Annotated in this window: 14 protein-coding genes; 13 read left to right on the forward strand and 1 reads right to left on the reverse strand. The window is 59.2% G+C overall.

Annotation, left to right across the window (positions count from 1 at the left end; genetic code table 11):
- Nucleotide 1 precedes the first annotated feature (1 nt).
- Nucleotides 2–1,188 (reverse strand): IS3 family transposase gene (locus tag D3870_RS00195; protein WP_242489871.1). Its coding sequence is split into 2 segments (ribosomal slippage): nt 2–912 and nt 912–1,188, totalling 1,188 coding nucleotides; the frame shifts between segments, so codons are not numbered across the junction.
- A gap of 417 nt (nt 1,189–1,605) precedes the next feature.
- On the opposite strand from D3870_RS00195, the gene D3870_RS00200 reads away from it, so the two are divergent.
- From D3870_RS00200 to D3870_RS00260, 13 genes are all read left to right on the forward strand, one after another.
- On the forward strand, nt 1,606–5,754 hold the full coding sequence (locus D3870_RS00200) for a DEAD/DEAH box helicase (RefSeq protein WP_119735673.1): 4,149 nt from the start codon (nt 1,606–1,608) through the stop codon (nt 5,752–5,754).
- A 274-nt stretch (nt 5,755–6,028) separates the two neighbouring features.
- Nucleotides 6,029–7,111, forward strand: coding sequence for a dTDP-glucose 4,6-dehydratase (gene rfbB / locus D3870_RS00205; RefSeq protein ID WP_119741451.1), 1,083 nt, complete (start codon nt 6,029–6,031; stop codon nt 7,109–7,111).
- Nucleotides 7,108–8,001: a glucose-1-phosphate thymidylyltransferase RfbA gene (gene rfbA / locus D3870_RS00210; protein WP_119735675.1), complete on the forward strand. Its 894-nt coding sequence runs from the start codon at nt 7,108–7,110 to the stop codon at nt 7,999–8,001. Before rfbB ends, rfbA begins: the two co-directional genes overlap by 4 nt.
- Entirely contained in the window at nt 7,998–8,543 is a 546-nt protein-coding gene (gene rfbC, locus D3870_RS00215; protein WP_119735677.1) for a dTDP-4-dehydrorhamnose 3,5-epimerase, read from the forward strand. The genes rfbA and rfbC overlap by 4 nt, the downstream gene beginning before the upstream one ends.
- Nucleotides 8,540–8,776 carry a hypothetical protein gene (locus D3870_RS22600; protein WP_242489798.1) on the forward strand — a complete coding sequence of 79 codons (237 nt, stop codon included), beginning with the start codon at nt 8,540–8,542 and terminating at the stop codon, nt 8,774–8,776. The genes rfbC and D3870_RS22600 overlap by 4 nt, the downstream gene beginning before the upstream one ends.
- 147 nt (nt 8,777–8,923) lie before the next feature.
- On the forward strand, nt 8,924–10,792 hold the full coding sequence (locus D3870_RS00225) for a hypothetical protein (protein ID WP_119735679.1): 1,869 nt from the start codon (nt 8,924–8,926) through the stop codon (nt 10,790–10,792).
- A gap of 42 nt (nt 10,793–10,834) precedes the next feature.
- Nucleotides 10,835–11,626: a transketolase gene (locus D3870_RS00230; RefSeq protein ID WP_119735681.1), complete on the forward strand. Its 792-nt coding sequence runs from the start codon at nt 10,835–10,837 to the stop codon at nt 11,624–11,626.
- Complete coding sequence (locus D3870_RS00235; RefSeq protein WP_242489799.1) at nt 11,593–12,522, forward strand: transketolase family protein; 930 nt, start codon at nt 11,593–11,595, stop codon at nt 12,520–12,522. Before D3870_RS00230 ends, D3870_RS00235 begins: the two co-directional genes overlap by 34 nt.
- Before the next feature lie 2 nt (nt 12,523–12,524).
- Nucleotides 12,525–14,504, forward strand: a complete 1,980-nt coding sequence (locus tag D3870_RS00240; RefSeq protein WP_119735685.1) for an NAD-dependent epimerase/dehydratase family protein — start codon at nt 12,525–12,527, stop codon at nt 14,502–14,504.
- Nucleotides 14,497–15,420 carry a class I SAM-dependent methyltransferase gene (locus tag D3870_RS00245; RefSeq protein WP_242489800.1) on the forward strand — a complete coding sequence of 308 codons (924 nt, stop codon included), beginning with the start codon at nt 14,497–14,499 and terminating at the stop codon, nt 15,418–15,420. Before D3870_RS00240 ends, D3870_RS00245 begins: the two co-directional genes overlap by 8 nt.
- Nucleotides 15,417–16,160 carry a class I SAM-dependent methyltransferase gene (locus tag D3870_RS00250; protein ID WP_119735687.1) on the forward strand — a complete coding sequence of 248 codons (744 nt, stop codon included), beginning with the start codon at nt 15,417–15,419 and terminating at the stop codon, nt 16,158–16,160. Before D3870_RS00245 ends, D3870_RS00250 begins: the two co-directional genes overlap by 4 nt.
- Nucleotides 16,160–16,570, forward strand: coding sequence for a DMT family transporter (locus D3870_RS00255; protein ID WP_119735689.1), 411 nt, complete (start codon nt 16,160–16,162; stop codon nt 16,568–16,570). The genes D3870_RS00250 and D3870_RS00255 overlap by 1 nt, the downstream gene beginning before the upstream one ends.
- Before the next feature lie 23 nt (nt 16,571–16,593).
- A complete protein-coding gene (locus D3870_RS00260) occupies nt 16,594–16,893 on the forward strand; it encodes a DMT family transporter (RefSeq protein WP_147375666.1) in 300 nt (99 codons plus the stop codon).
- Nucleotides 16,894–16,919 lie beyond the last annotated feature (26 nt).

Raw genomic sequence — 16,919 nt, forward strand, 5'->3', positions numbered from 1 at the left:
GTCAAGTATTTTCAGACACCCCGATAGGTAAAATTGCGGCCATTTTCTGTTCATAAGCGGCGGGTGGCAGATAACCCAAGGTTGAATGCAAACGGGTGCAGTTGTAAAAGCTGACGATGTAATCGGCGATGTCGCGTTGGGCCTCGCCATGATTGGCATAATCGCGCTGCCATACCCGTTCCATTTTCAAGTTCAGGAAGAAGCGCTCCATCACGGCATTGTCCCAACAATTGCCCTTGCGGCTCATGCTGCAGACGATGCCGTGCTGCTCAAGCAGCGCCTGGTACCCCAGACTTGCATACTGGCTTCCCCGGTCTGAATGCAGCAGCAATCCGCGCGGCGGCTGGCGTTGTTGCAGTGCCATGCATAACGCCGACGCGACCAGTTCGGCCGGCATGGTCGGTGCCATCGCCCAGCCCACCACTTTGCGCGAGAACAGATCCATCACGGCGGCCAGATACAGCCAGCCTTGCCGGGTGCGCACATAGGTAATGTCCGACACCCAGGCGCGATTCGGCGCGGCCACGTCGAATTGGCGATCCAGCACATTGTCCGCCACCGGCAACGCGTGCCTGCTGTCGGTGGTGTGGATGAACTTGCGCTTCCACACAGGGCGTACTGCGGCCTCCCGCATCAAGCGCCGCACGCGGTAGCGGCCAATGATCACGCCTTGCGCTTGCAACGCGCGACACAGGCGACGGCTGCCGTAAGACTTGCCGCTGGCAACAAAGGCCGCCTTGAGCTGAACGCTGGCGACGACGTCGGCCTTGCGCTCGCCACGCCGCCGATGTTGATAGTAACCGGCACGGCTGACCGCCAATACCCGGCATGCCTGCTGGACAGGAACGGCCTTCTGTTGCAACTGATGAATCAGGCGATAAGTCATTTCAGTTCGCGCGCAAAGAAGGCCGAGGCTTTTTTTAATAGGTCGTTATCCGCGCGTAATTGACGGTTCTCGGCTTCCAACTGGCGGATGCGTTGCTGCTCCGCCGTCAGCGGCTTGCCGATACCCGGCTGGCCTTCCAACTCGGCTTCATGCTGCTTGATCCAGCGTCGTACGACTGAGTCCACCAGGTCCATGCTCTGGCAAACATGGACAATGCTCAAACCCTGGTCTTTTACCATCCGCACCACTTCCAGCTTGAAGTTCGCGTCGAAGTCCCGGCGCTCCCTGCGTTTCTTGTTCATATAACTCCCTCGATAGGTGAATGATCCACCTATCGAGGTGTCTGTGTAAATTAGACCACTACAACCTGACCGCGACCGGCTTGCCGAGATTCGCCAGCTTCCTGCGGGTGCGGGAAAGCGAGTAAATGGAACAAGCGTTGCCGCGCATCGGCAATCGCTCGCAAGCACAAACATTCGCGCTCCATATCGCTGCTGACTGTGCCGGCAGCCGGATGCACGAAGAGTTGCGCCCGTATAGGGAGACAAGAGCGGTTTTGTGAGCGCGTTCCCAATGGGCGTGCCCGGCTCGTTCATCAGGTCCGGCATGATGGCGGCGATCCTCGACGCGTCTGGAGAGCGCATGCGAAAATGCCCGTTGTTGATCGGCTCAGGCTTTCAAGAGCGCATCGCTTTCCCGCAGCGCAACCCATCCTCGCAATGACCGCACAAGACCTCATCAAGAAATTTCATACTGCCGCCCCTGATGAAAAAATCCTAGTCACGCTGTTGGCCTTGCACGGCGAGGCGCTGGGCAAGACGCGCTTGCTCGAATGTTTGCGCAGGCTCGGTGTCCGGGACGGCAGCGGCAAGATTCATGCGGCCGGCTCGCTGGCCGAAACGATGGCGCAGTTGCGACGCAAGGGTTTTATCAGTGACGAACACGGCAGCGGTTTCGTCTGCGCTGCGGAATTGAACATGCCGGCGCTGCGGGAAGCGCTCGATGAGGATTCATTCGAACGGCTGTGCGCGGCCGTCGAGGCATGCTGCCCTCTTGGCATGTCATACAGCGGCTTCCCCTATTTGCGGTCTTATCGCCAGGGTCTGGCACGCTTGCGCATGGCGCTGCTGCGCGGGCAGCCGCCGGAGGAGGTGCATCCCTGGCTGGCTGCATGCATGCAGTTTCGCGATTACGGACAAGTGCATCCGTTCGTCGAGCTGTGCGGCAGGCCGTTCGAGCCGGACCTGTTCGCGCGTCTGCATCCGCTGCTGCAGGAAAATGTCATGGCGCATCTGCTGTCGCATGCGCTGGCCGAGCCGGAAACCGCGCCGCCGCTGCGGGACTGGGCGCGGCAATATCTGGCGCGCGGCGGGCACGATGCCAGCCTGCTGCGATTCGCGCTGGCGGAGCACTGGCTGGTGTGCGGCCGGCTGGAGGAGGCATGGGCGCTGGTCAAGGATGACGACACCGCCGGAGCGCAATTCGTGCGTGCTGCGATCCTGCTGCTGCGCGGCGATCATGGCAGCGCGGTGCCGGCCTTCGAGGCGGCGCTGAAAACACTGCGCAAGGAGCAGGGCAAGCGCAATATCGTCATGGACGGCCCGTGCGGCTATCTGTATGCGCTGGCGATGATGCGCTCGGGGGAACCGAAATACAGGAAGCAAGCCGAAACCTGTCTCGAGCTGGCGCTGCGCACCGGCTATCGGCCCGACATGCAGGTGTACCTGAAGCTGAGCCTGCTGCACCAGGTGCAGGGCGGCACGAGCAAGGCGGAAGCGGCGCTGGAGCTGGAACGCTCGACCGGGCCGCAGATGCTGCCGCAATTGTTCCAGGCCTTGCTGTGCTATTGGCTGGGGCTGCCGGAGGCCGGAAACAGACAGGCCGCATTGGCCGAATTGCTCCAGCGCGCCGAGGCCGCGGGCTTTCATTTCATCGCGGCACAGGCCGGCGAATTGCTGGCGCGGCTGGGCGAGGCGCGCCATGGCGGGCAGGCTGCCGCGCTGCGCCGCCAATACGGACTTGACGACCTGTGCGACTGGTTCGAGCGGCAGGAGGCGTGGCAACGGCAGTTGTCGGCGCTGATCGGCTTGCATCAAACCGCAGCCGTGCCGAAATCGGACGCGCAGGCGCGGCTGGTGTGGCTGGTTGCGTATGAGCCGCGTCATCAGATGGCGAGGGTCGAGCCGCGCGAGCAGAAGCGTGATGCGAAAGGCAACTGGAGCAAGGGTCGGGCGGTGGCGCTGGCGCGCCTGCGCGAGGGGAGCGATCAATTGGGCTACCTCACGCCGCAGGATGCGCGCGTGACAGCCGCCATTGGCCTTAATTCTTCCTACAACTACTACGGTGGTTCGCGCTACGAACTCGATGACATGAAGGCGCTGGCGGCGCTGGCCGGCCATCCGCTGGTGTTCTGGCGCGATGCACCCGAGGTGCGCGTCGAAGTGCTGCGTGGCGAGCCGGAGCTGCTCATCAAGGAAAGCGCCGGCAAGGTTCGTCTCAGCCTGCAGCCGGCGATCGATCCGGAAGGCCGCGACGTACTGATCAGCAAGGAAACGCCGACGCGCCTGCGCATCCTCAAGATCGGCGACGAGCACCGGCGTATCGCGGCCATTCTGGGCGGCGGCCTGAGCGTGCCGGCGCAGGCGAAGGAGCGGGTGCTGCAGGCAGTCAGTGCGGTGTCCTCGCTGATCACGGTGCAGTCCGATATCGGCGGCGGCGCGACCGATGTCGAGCAGGTCGATGCGGACGGCCGTCTGCATGTGCATCTGCTGCCCTGGGAAGCGGGCTTGAAGATGCAAATCCTGGTCAAGCCCTTCGCCGATGGCGGCCCCTGCTATGCGCCCGGCCAGGGCACCGAAAGCGTGATCGCCGAAGTGAACGGCAAGCGCCTGCAGGCGCGCCGCGATCTGGCCGCCGAACGCAAGGCGGCAAAGGCGTTGAAGACCGCCTGCGCGGCACTGGAGACGGCCGAGGAATCGCACGGCGAATGGCGGCTGGCCGAGCCGCAACCCAGCCTGGAACTGCTGCTGCAGTTGCAGGCATGCGCCGACGGTGTAGTGATCGCCTGGCCCGAAGGCGAAAAATTCCGCGTCGGCGCGCAGCTTGATTCACGCCAGATGCGGCTGGCAGTCAAGAGCGAGCGCGACTGGTTTGCCGTCAGCGGGCAATTGCAGGTCGACGACGATACCGTGCTCGACCTGCGCCAGTTGCTGGAACTGGTCAGCCAGAGTCCGGGGCGCTTCGTCGCGCTCGACGGCAACCGCTTTCTCGCACTCACCGAAGAATTCCACCGCCGCCTGTCGGAGCTGGCGGCTTTCGGCGAGATGCACAGGCAAGGCGTGCGCGTGCATCCACTGGCCGCGTTCGCGCTGGAAGAACTGGCCGATGACGCCGGCAGTGTCAAGGCCGACAAGGAATGGAAGCGGCATCTGGCGCGCCTGGCCGAACTCGACACGCTGGAGCCGCAAGTGCCCGGCACGCTGCAAGCCGAGCTGCGCGATTACCAGCTCATGGGCTTCCGCTGGCTGGCGCGTCTGGCGCACTGGGGTGTGGGCGCCTGCCTGGCCGACGACATGGGGCTGGGCAAGACCGTGCAGGCACTGGCGCTGATCCTGTCGCGCGCACCGCAGGGGCCGACGCTGGTGGTCGCGCCGACCTCGGTGTGCATGAACTGGCAGAGCGAAGCCGCGCGCTTTGCGCCGACGCTCAACGTCATCCTGTTCGGCAGCGGCGACCGCAACCGCACCCTGGCCGAATTGCAGCCGCTCGATCTCGTCATCGTCAGCTACGGCCTGTTGCAGCAGGAGGCCGAACTGTTTGCCGGCGTGCACTGGCGCACCATCGTGCTCGACGAAGCGCAGGCGATCAAGAATGCGCTGACCAAGCGCAGCCAGGCCGTGATGGCACTCTCGGCCGACTTCCGCATGGCCGCCACCGGCACGCCGCTGGAAAACCATCTGGGCGAATTGTGGAACCTGTTCCGTTTCATCAATCCCGGCCTGCTCGGCTCGCAGGAGCAGTTCAACCAGCGTTTCGCCACACCCATCGAACGCGAGCAGGACGCTGTCGCACGCGCCCGACTGCGCCGCCTGATCCAGCCCTTCATCCTGCGCCGCACCAAGACCCAGGTGCTGGCCGAACTGCCCTCGCGTACCGAGATCGTGCGCGAAGTCGATCTCTCGAAAGACGAAGCCGTGCTGTACGAGGCGCTGCGCCGCAGCGCACTGGAGAAACTGGCCGCAGACGACGCGCCGGCCGGACAGAAGTCGCTGCAAATCCTCGCCGAAATCATGAAGCTGCGCCGCGCCTGCTGCAACCCGCAACTGGTCGCGCCGGAACTCGGCATCGCCAGCAGCAAGCTGGCCGCCTTCGGTGAATTGCTCGACGAACTGCTGGAGAACCGCCACAAGGCGCTGGTGTTCAGTCAGTTTGTCGATCACCTCAGCCTGATCCGTGCCGAACTCGACCAACGCGGGCTGCGCTACCAGTATCTCGATGGCGCCACGACCATGCGGGAGCGAAAGAAGCGCGTCGACGCCTTCCAGTCCGGCGACGGCGACGTGTTCCTGATCAGCCTGAAAGCCGGCGGCACCGGCTTGAACCTCACCGCCGCCGACTACGTGATCCACATGGACCCATGGTGGAACCCGGCGGTCGAAGACCAGGCCTCCGACCGCGCCCACCGCATGGGCCAGCAGCGGCCGGTCACAATCTACCGACTGGTCGCGCGGCACACCATCGAGGAGCGCATCGTCGATCTGCACAGGCACAAGCGCGATCTGGCCGACAGTCTGCTGGAAGGCAGCGATGTGGCAGGCAAGATGTCGGCGCAGGAGATGCTGGGCATGCTGCAGCATGGATTGGGGTAGTGCAAATGGCAATGTCGCTGCCTTGTCCGTTGCGATGGTCAACCGCAACAAAGCATCGCCGCGTTCAGGCAAGCACAGCACGGCAAGCCTTGCGATCGCCGGCGACATCCTGAGCAACCCGAGCCTGTCGGACCATGATTGGATGCGGGATGGCAGAACGAAGGTCCGCATTCGCAGGCAGATTGCGCGTTTTCAGAGACAATACGGGTTGTCTCGGGGCGCTGTTTTTGATGACGGCGCCTTGTTCAAAAAAACAGGATGGACAGGATCAGACATGATTTTGGTAACGGGTGGTGCCGGATTCATCGGCTCGAACTTCATTCTTGACTGGTTTTCGCAAAGTGATGAACCGGTCATCAACTTTGACAAGCTGACCTATGCCGGCAATCTGAACAATCTTTCGGCGCTGGGGCAGGACTTGCGCCATGTGTTTGTGCAGGGGGATATTTGCGACACGGCGCATGTGGCATCGCTTCTCGCCACGCATGCGCCGCGCGCGATTGTTCATTTCGCGGCGGAGAGTCATGTCGATCGCTCCATCCATGGCCCCGCCGATTTCATTGCAACCAATGTCAACGGCACCTTCAGTCTGCTGGAGGCGGCGCGTGCCTACTGGTCGGGCCTGCGCGATGCCGACCGTGCGGCATTTCGTTTTCTGCATGTGTCGACCGATGAAGTGTATGGCTCGCTTGGACCGGATGACGCGCCATTCCGCGAAACCACGCCCTATGCGCCGAACAGTCCGTATTCCGCATCCAAGGCGGCATCGGACCATTTGGTGCGCGCCTATCACCACACCTATGGATTGCCCGTACTGACGACCAATTGTTCCAACAATTATGGCCCGTATCACTTTCCCGAAAAGCTGATTCCGTTGATCATTGCCAATGCCCTGGACGGCAAGCCCCTGCCGATTTACGGCGATGGCCAGAACATGCGCGACTGGCTGTATGTCAGTGATCATTGCGCGGCGATCCGTCGCGTGCTCGTCGATGGCCGCCCTGGCGAAACCTATAATATCGGCGGCTGGAATGAAAAGACCAACCTCGACGTCGTTCAAACCCTGTGCGACATCTTGAATGCGCTCGCGCCCAGGGCCGACGCCGCAAACTATCGCAACCAGATCACCTTCGTGCAAGACCGCCCCGGCCATGATCGGCGCTATGCAATCGATGCGCGCAAGATCGAGCAGGAACTGGGATGGAGGCCTGCGGAAACGTTCGAAAGCGGAATACGAAAAACGGTCCGATGGTATCTGGACAATCAGGACTGGGTGCGCGACGTGCAGTCGGGCGCATACTTGAAATGGGTTGAAAAGAATTATGGCAACCGTCAACACAACGAAAGAAAAGCATGACAGCCGCACGTAAAGGCATCATTCTGGCCGGCGGCTCCGGCACCCGGCTCTATCCCGTCACGATGTCCATATCTAAGCAATTGCTCCCGGTATATGACAAGCCGATGATCTACTACCCGCTCACCACGCTGATGCTGGCGGGGATACGCGAGATCCTCATCATTTCCACACCGCAGGATACGCCGCGCTTTGCGGAGTTGCTTGGGGATGGCAGCCAGTGGGGACTCGATCTCCGCTATGCGGTTCAGCCATCACCGGACGGCTTGGCGCAGGCATTCCTTATCGGCCGTGAATTCATCAATGGCATGCCGTCAGCCTTGATTCTCGGGGATAACATTTTTTATGGCGGCAACTTCGAACAGACTCTGGTGCGCGCATCCGCAAACGACAAGGGTGCGACCGTGTTTGCCTATCATGTTCAGGACCCCCAGCGTTTTGGCGTGATCGAGTTTGACAAGACGCGTCAAGTACTGTCGCTGGAAGAAAAGCCTGCCATTCCAAAATCCAATTACGCTGTCACCGGTCTGTATTTCTACGACTCCAATGCATGTGACATTGCCGCACAAGTCAAGCCATCCACACGCGGCGAACTTGAAATTACAGACATCAATCGCGACTATCTGCGTCGCGAGGAATTGCATGTCGAGTTGATGGGCCGGGGAATGGCATGGCTTGATACCGGCACGCATGAATCATTGCTCGAGGCGGGATCGTTTATCGCGACGATTGAAAAGCGCCAAGGACTCAAGATTGCCTGCCCGGAGGAAATTGCGTATCGAAAAGGCTATATCGATGCGGTCCAGGTTGAAAAACTTGCGCAACCATTGAAGAAAAACGAGTATGGACAATACCTGTTGAGAGTGGTGTCCGAACACGTGTTCCGGTCATGAAGATTATTGAAACGGCATTGCCCGAAGTGCTGCTGATCGAACCCGAGATTCATGTCGATGGGCGTGGCCAGTGTTGGGAGAGTTTCAACGAACGGCGTTTTTTTTCAGCCACCGGATTGCGCCCGGGGTTTGTGGAAGACAACCACACCCGTTCCACGAGAGGCGCCCTCCATGGCCTGCATTACCAGATACGTCAACCGCAAGCGAAGCTGGTCAGGGTGGTGTTCGGTGAAGTCTTCGACGTCGCGGTCGATCTGCGCAAATCCTCGCCCAATTTCGGACGCTGGACCGGCGCGGTTCTTTCCGCCGAAAATCGCTTGCAGATGTGGATTCCTGAAGGATTCGCGCACGGCTTCCTGGTCAAGAGCGGGACGGCGGAATTCCTGTACAAGGTGACCGATTTCCATGCGCCGCAACATGAGCGTGCGATACGCTGGGACGATCCGGCCATTGCCGTCGACTGGCCGCTCGACGCCGCTCCCATTCTTTCGGCGAAAGATCGGATTGCAAAGACTCTGGCCGATGCGGAGGTTTTCGCATGAAGATTTTTTTGCTCGGCAAAACGGGACGGCTTTGCTCAAGCAATTCTGGAAAATTCCAATCTGGTAAGCGAAACGACCCTACTTCCCATTGCATCGAGCGACTATCCTGCAGCGGCCAGACGTCCCGTCAATTCGGATTGAACAGTGAGCGTTTCATGCGCACCTTCTGCGATTTGCCCGGATGGGAGGATTCCCTGCTGCGCCTGAACATGCGCAGCATCGCCCTGCAATGAATTTTGCTATTGGCGGGCCCCGTTGAATCTGTGCATTCCATGCATCGTGGTTCACGTGTCTGTCATGAAAAATGCGAGGCCACGCGCTATTCGATGGCACAATTCGGTTTTGCCGCGATATCGGCGTGCAGTGAATGAAAAAATGTCATGAATAACGTGAGTGCCACGATTGCATCCACCAATGTAATTGAACAGCAGCGACAATCCGGCTTGCGATGGATTGCCCTCGCGGTTCCGGTCGTGGCGTCGTTTGCCGCGCTGGTCTGGATCCTGGCGCGGATGCGCCACGGGTTCGACTTCACCGACGAGAGCTTTTATCTCATCTGGATATCCAGTCCGTGGTCGTTCGATATCTCCGCAACGCAGTTCGGGTTTGTCTATCATCCTTTGTATCGCCTGGTTGGCGGCGACATTGCGCTGCTCCGGCAAGCGAATGCCTTGATCACCTGTGCGCTTGCGTGGGGCTTGCTCGTCGTTTTCTTCCGCACAGCGGCAAGACAGCTCTCCCTTGCGGAAGGGATGGCAATATCCGCGGCACTTTCCCTGAGCAGTCTGCTGTCTCTCGTCACTTGGCTGCCCACCCCCAGCTATAACAGTCTCGCGCTTCAAGCGCTGCTCGTTGCGGCGATCGGTATTCTGCTGACGGGTCGGGAATCCGTTCGCGCCAGTGTGATCGGGTATGTGCTGATTGGTGTCGCTGGCTGGCTGACCTTCATGGCCAAACCGACATCCGCAGCCATGTTGGGTGTCGTTGTGCCGTGTTACCTGCTGTTGGCGCGCAAGCTCAACTTCCGGCGCTTGCTGATATCCGTGGCGACTGCGGTTGTTCTGTGGTGCAGTTCCGCAGCCCTCATCGATGGGTCGCTGCATGGATTCATCGCCCGCTTAACCAATGCCATCGAACTGTACAAAATGGTCGGTGCGGGGCACACCGCTTCGCAGATTTTCCGGCTGGGGGAATTCGCTCTCACCGAAAACGAAAAAGTTCTTCTGAAAACCGGCATTGTCATTGTCTTCCTGCCTTCCTTCCTGCTGTTGCTGCGCAACGAAAAAGCCCGGCTGATCGGCGCGGCAATGGCATTGATGTCGTTCCTCGCCAGTATCGGAATGGTCTTTGGCATGTTTGAAGATATGGCAGACATCATCCCGCCCTCCTCGTTCCAAGGGTTGCTCATAGCTTCAGTCCCTTTTGGCGTGGTCTTGATCTCGCTGGTGAAATTGCCGAAGGAGTCATTTGTTAAAATGACACAAGGCAACTTTTCCCTCGGACTATGCTTTCTGCTGCTTCCCTACGTGTACGCGTTCGGGAGCAACAACAATTACTGGTACGCGAGTGCAGGAGCGGGATTGTTCTGGATATTGGCGGGGGTGGTGCGGCTGGCGCCGGCACTTCCTCGGCAGGCGGCCGCGCGAATCCTGCTTTCGATCGCGGCTGGCGCGCAATTGATCACGCTGCTGCTCGTGAATGCAGGCATGGAGCATCCGTATCGCCAGCCGCAAGCGCTGCGCCTGAGTCAGGAACTGGTACGGATGGGAGTGCAGGAATCGCCATTGTTGCTGTCGCCAATCGCCGCGCAATATGTCCGCCAACTCAAGCACACTGCGCAAGAGTCGGGGTTCGTGCGTGGAGAACCGGTCATTGATTTGACCGGCCACGCGCCGGGCGCAGTATTTGCGCTTGGCGGCCGGGCTATCGGGCAACCGTGGCTGGTCGGTGGGTACAAGGGAAGTGAAGGATTTGTCAAGGCTTCCCTTGATCGGGCCTCATGTGACGATATTGCCAAGGCATGGATTCTGATAGAGCCCGCAGGAAGTCGTGCATTGTCGCCCTTGCTGATGGAGCGATACGGGATTCATGTTGCGCAGAATTACAGGGCGGTCGGAAGTTTTGTTTCGCCCGAGCCTGTTCCTGCCGTACTTGCCAGACCGGACCTCAAGCAGTACCTGTTGAAACCGGTGCATTCACCTGAGCGTGCCAGAATCGCATGCGAACAAATGCGAGTCCGGCCATCGTAAGCACAAGCCGGGCGGCACATTGAACACGGAACAGATAATTTCATGAACAACACCGGCAACCTGCGGCAGATTGCCCTGAAGGCGCGCAAGAGGCTTCTGGATATGCATTACCGCGCCAAGGCGGGGCATCTGGGCGGCAACCTTTCGTGCCTTGACGCCTTGATCACCCTTCACCATGCAGTGATGCAGCCCGACGATCGTTTCGTGCTCTCAAAAGGACATGCGGCCGGTGCGCTGTATGTAACACTTTGGAGCCAAGGCAAGTTGCGTGATGAGGCACTGGATAGTTTTTGTCTGGACAACACGACGCTGCCCGGGCATCCATCCGGTCCCGGCATACCCGGCCTGATGTTTTCGACAGGGAGTCTCGGGCACGGCCCCTCGCTGTCCGCCGGGCTCGCAATGGCTGCGCGCCACAAGGGCGATGGGCGGCGGATTTATTGTCTGTGCTCGGATGGTGAATGGCAGGAAGGAGCATGCTGGGAAGCCTTGATCTTTGCCGCACACCAACGCCTCGATAACCTGACTATCCTCATTGATCAGAATGGCTTGCAAGGTTTCGGGACAACCTTGGAGGTGATCTCATGCAACGATCTCGCGCCGCGCCTGGCCGCATTCGGAGCGACGGTGAAGATGGCAGACGGTCATGATCACTCCTCCATTCTCGAGGCAGTTTCCGCAGGTGAAAAAGACAAGCCCCTGATCGTGATTCTGGACACAGTCAAAGGCCGCGGCCTGCATTACGAAAACCGGCTTGAGTCGCATTATCTGCCTCTGAGCGAGGATGCTTATACCGAGGCGTGCGCCAAAATAAACGCAGAATTATTATCATGAGAAATGCTTTTGCCTCTGCGGTCATCGAACGATGTGCTGATCCAGACCATTTTTTCCTTACGGGTGATCTGGGCTTCATGGCCCTTGAAAACGTCAGGGCCGCGCTCGGGCCGCGCTTTGTCAATGCCGGAGTTGCCGAACAAAACATGATCGGTGTCGCTGCGGGCTTGGCGCGCGAGGGCTTCAAGGTATTTGCCTATAGCATCGCGCCTTTTTGCTACGCGCGGCCATTCGAGCAGATACGCAATGACATATGCTTGGGGCGATTGCCGGTTTGTCTGGTCGGTAACGGCGGAGGCTATGCCTATGGTTATATGGGGCCGACCCATCATGCACTGGAGGATTGCGCCGCCATGACCGCGCTCGGTGTTCGCGTGCTGGCACCGGCCTTCGATGACGATATCCCCGCCATGCTGGCCTCGTTCGAAGGTCCGACCTATCTGCGTCTCGGCTATGACTGCCGTCCGCAAGGCGCCGCCCTTGATGCATATGCGCCATGGCGGCTCGTCCTGCCGGGGCAAAACGGCATTCTCGCCGCCTTGGGGCCCTTGGCCGGCGTGGCTTGGCGTGCGCTCGGCCAGCTAGATCCTTCTGTGCGGCCTGCTGTATGGGCCGTGACGGAGCTGCCGCTTCCCTCCATTCCGGACGAGGTGCTGTCGGCGATTGACGAAGACTTGCCCGTCATCGTCATCGAAGAGCATCTTGCCGCGGGCGGGCTCGGCATGCAGTTGGCGCATGCGCTCGCGCTGCGGGGAAAATCGATGCGCCGATTTGTGCATCATCATGCCATTGGATATCCCAGAGAACGCTTTGGGTCGCAGGCGTTCCACCGCTCGTTGAGCGGTTTGGATGAGCAAGCCATTCTTGCTCTGATCAACGACAAGGTGATTGGCTGATTATGCTTGCCGCAAAAATACGCGCCCTGTCCGGCCCCATTCTGGTGATCGGAGCCAGCGGATTTGTAGGAGCCAATCTGCTTCGCGCCTTGATACGCGAACGTGATGATGTGGTAGGAACGATATTCTCCGGGGATTCCTGGCGGCTGCAGGATATCCCGGCGGCGAATCTCGCCTTCCTCAACCTTCAGGACCGGAGCAGCGTGCGCAGCGTGCTGAACAGGCTTGCTCCGAAAACGATTTTTGATTGCTCGTCGTTTGGTGCGTATTCCTTTGAACAGGACTTCGAGCGCATTCATTCGACCAATTACCTGAGTTTCATCCACTTGCTGGAGTTTGTATCGGGGCTAGACTTGCACGCGTATGTGCATGCAGGAAGCTCATCCGAATATGGCATGAATGCCTCAGCCCCCGGCGAGGATGCGCCGCTTGTTCCGAATAGCCACTACGCGGTCAGCAAGGCGGCCGCGAGCCATGCGATTTCCTATTACGGGAAAGTACGCGGCCTGCCGGTGGTGAATCTCCGTCTGTATTCGGTCTACGGGCCTTACGAGGACACCTCGCGGCTGGTGCCGGTGGTTTGCGAACATGCGATTCGCGGACAGCTTCCGCCATTTGTGCGGCCCGAGGTTTCACGCGATTTTGTTTATTCCGACGATGTCGTTGAAGCCTTTATCGATGCGGCGTCGAGAATGCGGCCGGAAATCGCCGGCGAGTCGTTCAATATCGGCAGCGGCGTCCAGACGACACTGCAGTCATTTGCGGAATTGGCGCAACGCATATTTCATGTTGATGCACCGCTTCAATTCGACCCTGGCGTCGGGCGTCCCTGGGATGTCGACGCGTGGTACGCGCAACCGGAAAAAGCGGCTCGCCTGCTGGGCTGGCAAGCCCGCACCTCGCTGGAAGAGGGGTTGATCAAGTCCCGCGATTGGTGGGGGGATTATCTGCGGCACGCAGATTTTGCGAGTCTGACCAAGAAGGGGCAGGCGCGCAAGGACAAGAATTCGATCTCCGCCATCGTCGCCTGTTACAAGGATGCGGAGGCGATTCCCATCATGCACGAGAGATTGGTGGCGGTGTTCACCAGACTCGGTGTGGACTATGAAATCATTTTTGTGAACGACAACTCGCCTGACAATTCCGCGGAAGTCATACGAGACATCTCCGCCACGAATCCGCATGTCATCGGCATTTCCCACTCCCGCAATTTCGGCTCGCAGGCAGCGTTCCGCAGCGGCATGGAGTTGTCGAGCAAGGAGGCGTGTGTCCTGCTGGATGGGGATTTGCAGGACCCGCCGGAATTGATCGAGGAATTTTTCCAGCAATGGCGCTCGGGTGCGGATGTGGTGTACGGACGGCGCGTCAAGCGCGAAATGCCGGTATGGCTCGAGGCATGCTACCGCGCGTTTTATCGCATATTTGCGGCAATGAGCGAAGTGTCCATCCCGAGAGATGCAGGCGATTTTTCCCTGCTGGACCGCTCGGTGGTGCATTGGATACTGCAATGCCAGGAGCGCGACGCGTTTCTCCGCGGGCTGCGTGCCTATGTCGGCTTCAATCAGGTCGGTGTTGATTACGTTCGCCCGGAGCGCATGTTCGGTGTCAGCACGAACAACTGGTTGAAAAACATTGGCTGGGCGAAGAAAGCCATATTCTCCTTCTCGCGCATGCCCCTGCACTTGCTGACCGCGTTTGGCGGACTGGCCTTTGCCGGAACTTCGCTATTGGCGATCATGAGCATCGTTATTCGTTTTGCATCGCCTGAATCCGTGCCGAAGGGCATCACTTTTCTCTCGCTGCTGGTCATGTTCTTCGGTTCCATCACCGTTCTCGGCCTGGGGTTGCTCGGCGAATACATTGGAAAGATTCTGGAGGAAACCAAGGCAAGACCTGCTTTCATCAGAAAGAACATCATTTTGCATGGTCAGGTGAAATCCGCCGAAATTCAATCGAAGGGCAGCGGAGGCGCGCTTGTTTAATCAGCATCATCTCGAAAGAGCGTGTCCGGCCTGCGGTGCGACCGCGAGTTCGAAATTTGCGGACGAACGGCTGGATCCCGGCAAGATGAACGACTTCACGTATGCATCGCGCAAGCAACCGGAATTCATGTGTCTGCGACTTGTGCGATGCGCACAGTGCGATCTGGTATATGCGCCATCGCCACCGGACACCTCTTTTCTCACCAGCGCTTATGCTGATGCCGCCTACGATTCGGCAGAGGAGGCGAAATGCGCGGCGGCAAGCTATGCAAAGGCATTGGAGCCATATGTGGAACATTTGCGCAGCCGCACTGCCGCCGTCGATGTCGGGGCCGGGAACGGCGCGTTGCTTGGCTGGCTGCGCCAGCTCGGTTTTGCGCAAGTGGTGGGCATCGAGCCATCCAGAGCTGCAATCGATGCGGCGTCGGACGATGTGCGCGGACTGTTGCGCGAAGGCATGTTTTCCCCAGAAATGTTGAAGGATGTCACACCTTCGCTGATTTGCTCTTTCATGACGCTGGAGCATCTGGCCGACCCGGGCGTATTCGTGAAAACCGCGTTCGAGCTGCTGGAGCCGGGCGGCATGATTGCCGTTGTCGTCCACAATTGGCAAGGCGTGTTGAACCGGAGTCTGGGGCTGCGTTCCCCCATCATCGATGTCGAGCATCTGCAGCTATACAATCCGAAGTCGGTGATCGCCCTATTGAAGGGAGCCGGTTTCGAGGCGGTTGATGTATGCCCCATCAGCAACTCATACCCGATGCGCTATTGGCTGCGCTTGACGCCGTTGCCGGGCACGATGAAAGCCGCGATGGGACGTCTTCTTGAAAGATCCGCTCTCGCCGATTTGAAAATCCCCCTAAGGGTTGGAAACATTCTGGCCGTAGGAACAAAACCATCCATGGAGTCTGCATGAATGCACCGTTAAAGACCGTCAAGAGCAATGTCAGCCGTTTTGACGAAGATGTGCGCCGTACCGGGTCTTATGCGTATACGGCGGAGAAGCTGTCTTCGCGTTACGCGAATGATCGCATTAGTGAAAGCATTGCCGCTGTTTACCCCTTCGCATCCAAACGTGTCCTTGATCTCGGTTGCGGCGACGGCACCTATACGATGGAATTCCCGGCATTGGGCGTGCGCGAAATACTGGGGATTGATCCGGCCAAAGTCGCGGTCGAGTCGGCGAACAGGAAGGCAGCTGAAGCGGGTCTCGACAGCCAGGTCCGATTCAAGGTCGGCAATATTTACGAGCCCGAGACGCTGTTGGAAGATGGCCGGTTCGATTGCGTCGTGCTGCGCGGTGTGCTCCATCATTTGCCCGATCCTGCCAAGGCGATACAGTGCGCCGCATCGTTGGCCGACACGATCATCATCCTGGAGCCGAATGGCTGCAATCCTGTGCTGAAACTGCTCGAGCGCTTCTCACGTTACCACGTGGAGCACGAAGAGCAATCCTTTTTGCCGGGAACAATCAGCTCATGGCTGGGCGCTGCCAAATTCCGTGTCCAGACCATGCATCATCTGAACCTGGTGCCAATGTTCTGCCCGGATTGGATGGCGCGACTGTGCAAAAGCGTCGAACCCGTGGTGGAAAAAGTACCTCTCCTGCGCCAAATCGCTTGCGGTCAATGCATCATCCTCGCGACGAAAGCGTGATGCGTGGTGATGTGAATCCTGGTGACAAGAGAGGGGCGCAGATTTCGGTCGCGTTCGCCTGGGTCATGGTTGCAGGTATGGTGGTGTCAACCACCTTGGCGCAAATCCTCTTCAAGAGCGCGGCCAATCATTCGCTGCACCTGACAGGTCAGATCGGCAAGTGGATGCTGAATCCGTGGGTCTGGATGGCGCTGCTGGCAAATGCGTTTTCCCTTGTCTTCTGGATGCTGGCGCTGAAGCGATTGCCGCTCTCCGTGGCCTATCCCTGGACGGCGCTGGTGTACTTGCTGACACCCATCGCGAGCGCCCTAGTTTTCCGCGATTCGCTCAGTGTCGGGTACGTCGGTGGCATGTTATGCATTCTCGCCGGGATATTCTTCACCACTTATTCCGTAAAACGAGCCGCATGACATTTCTGGAATTCTCCCTTTGCGTGATCGCCGTGCTTGGCAGCAGTGCGTCGCAATTGTGCCTGAAGGCCGCCTCGCACAGACTTCCCGCGCCACGCGCTTTATGGACGCTCGGAACAGGAGCAGCATTGATGCTGTTTTCCATCTTCGTGGCGATGCTGGTGCTCCGAACCCTGCAACTGTCGCAGCTGGTCCCGTTCGCGGCCGGTGCATACGTGCTCGTGCCCGCAGGAGGAAGGATATTCTTCGGCGAGGACATCCCTCATTACTTCTGGATCGGCGTTGGTCTGATCATGACGGGAATCATCCTGACCTTGTTCTGACTCTGGCAATCGGGATTGCAAATTTA

The sequence above is a fragment of the Noviherbaspirillum cavernae genome (assembly GCF_003590875.1).
In the GTDB taxonomy this organism is placed as follows: domain Bacteria; phylum Pseudomonadota; class Gammaproteobacteria; order Burkholderiales; family Burkholderiaceae_D; genus Noviherbaspirillum; species Noviherbaspirillum cavernae.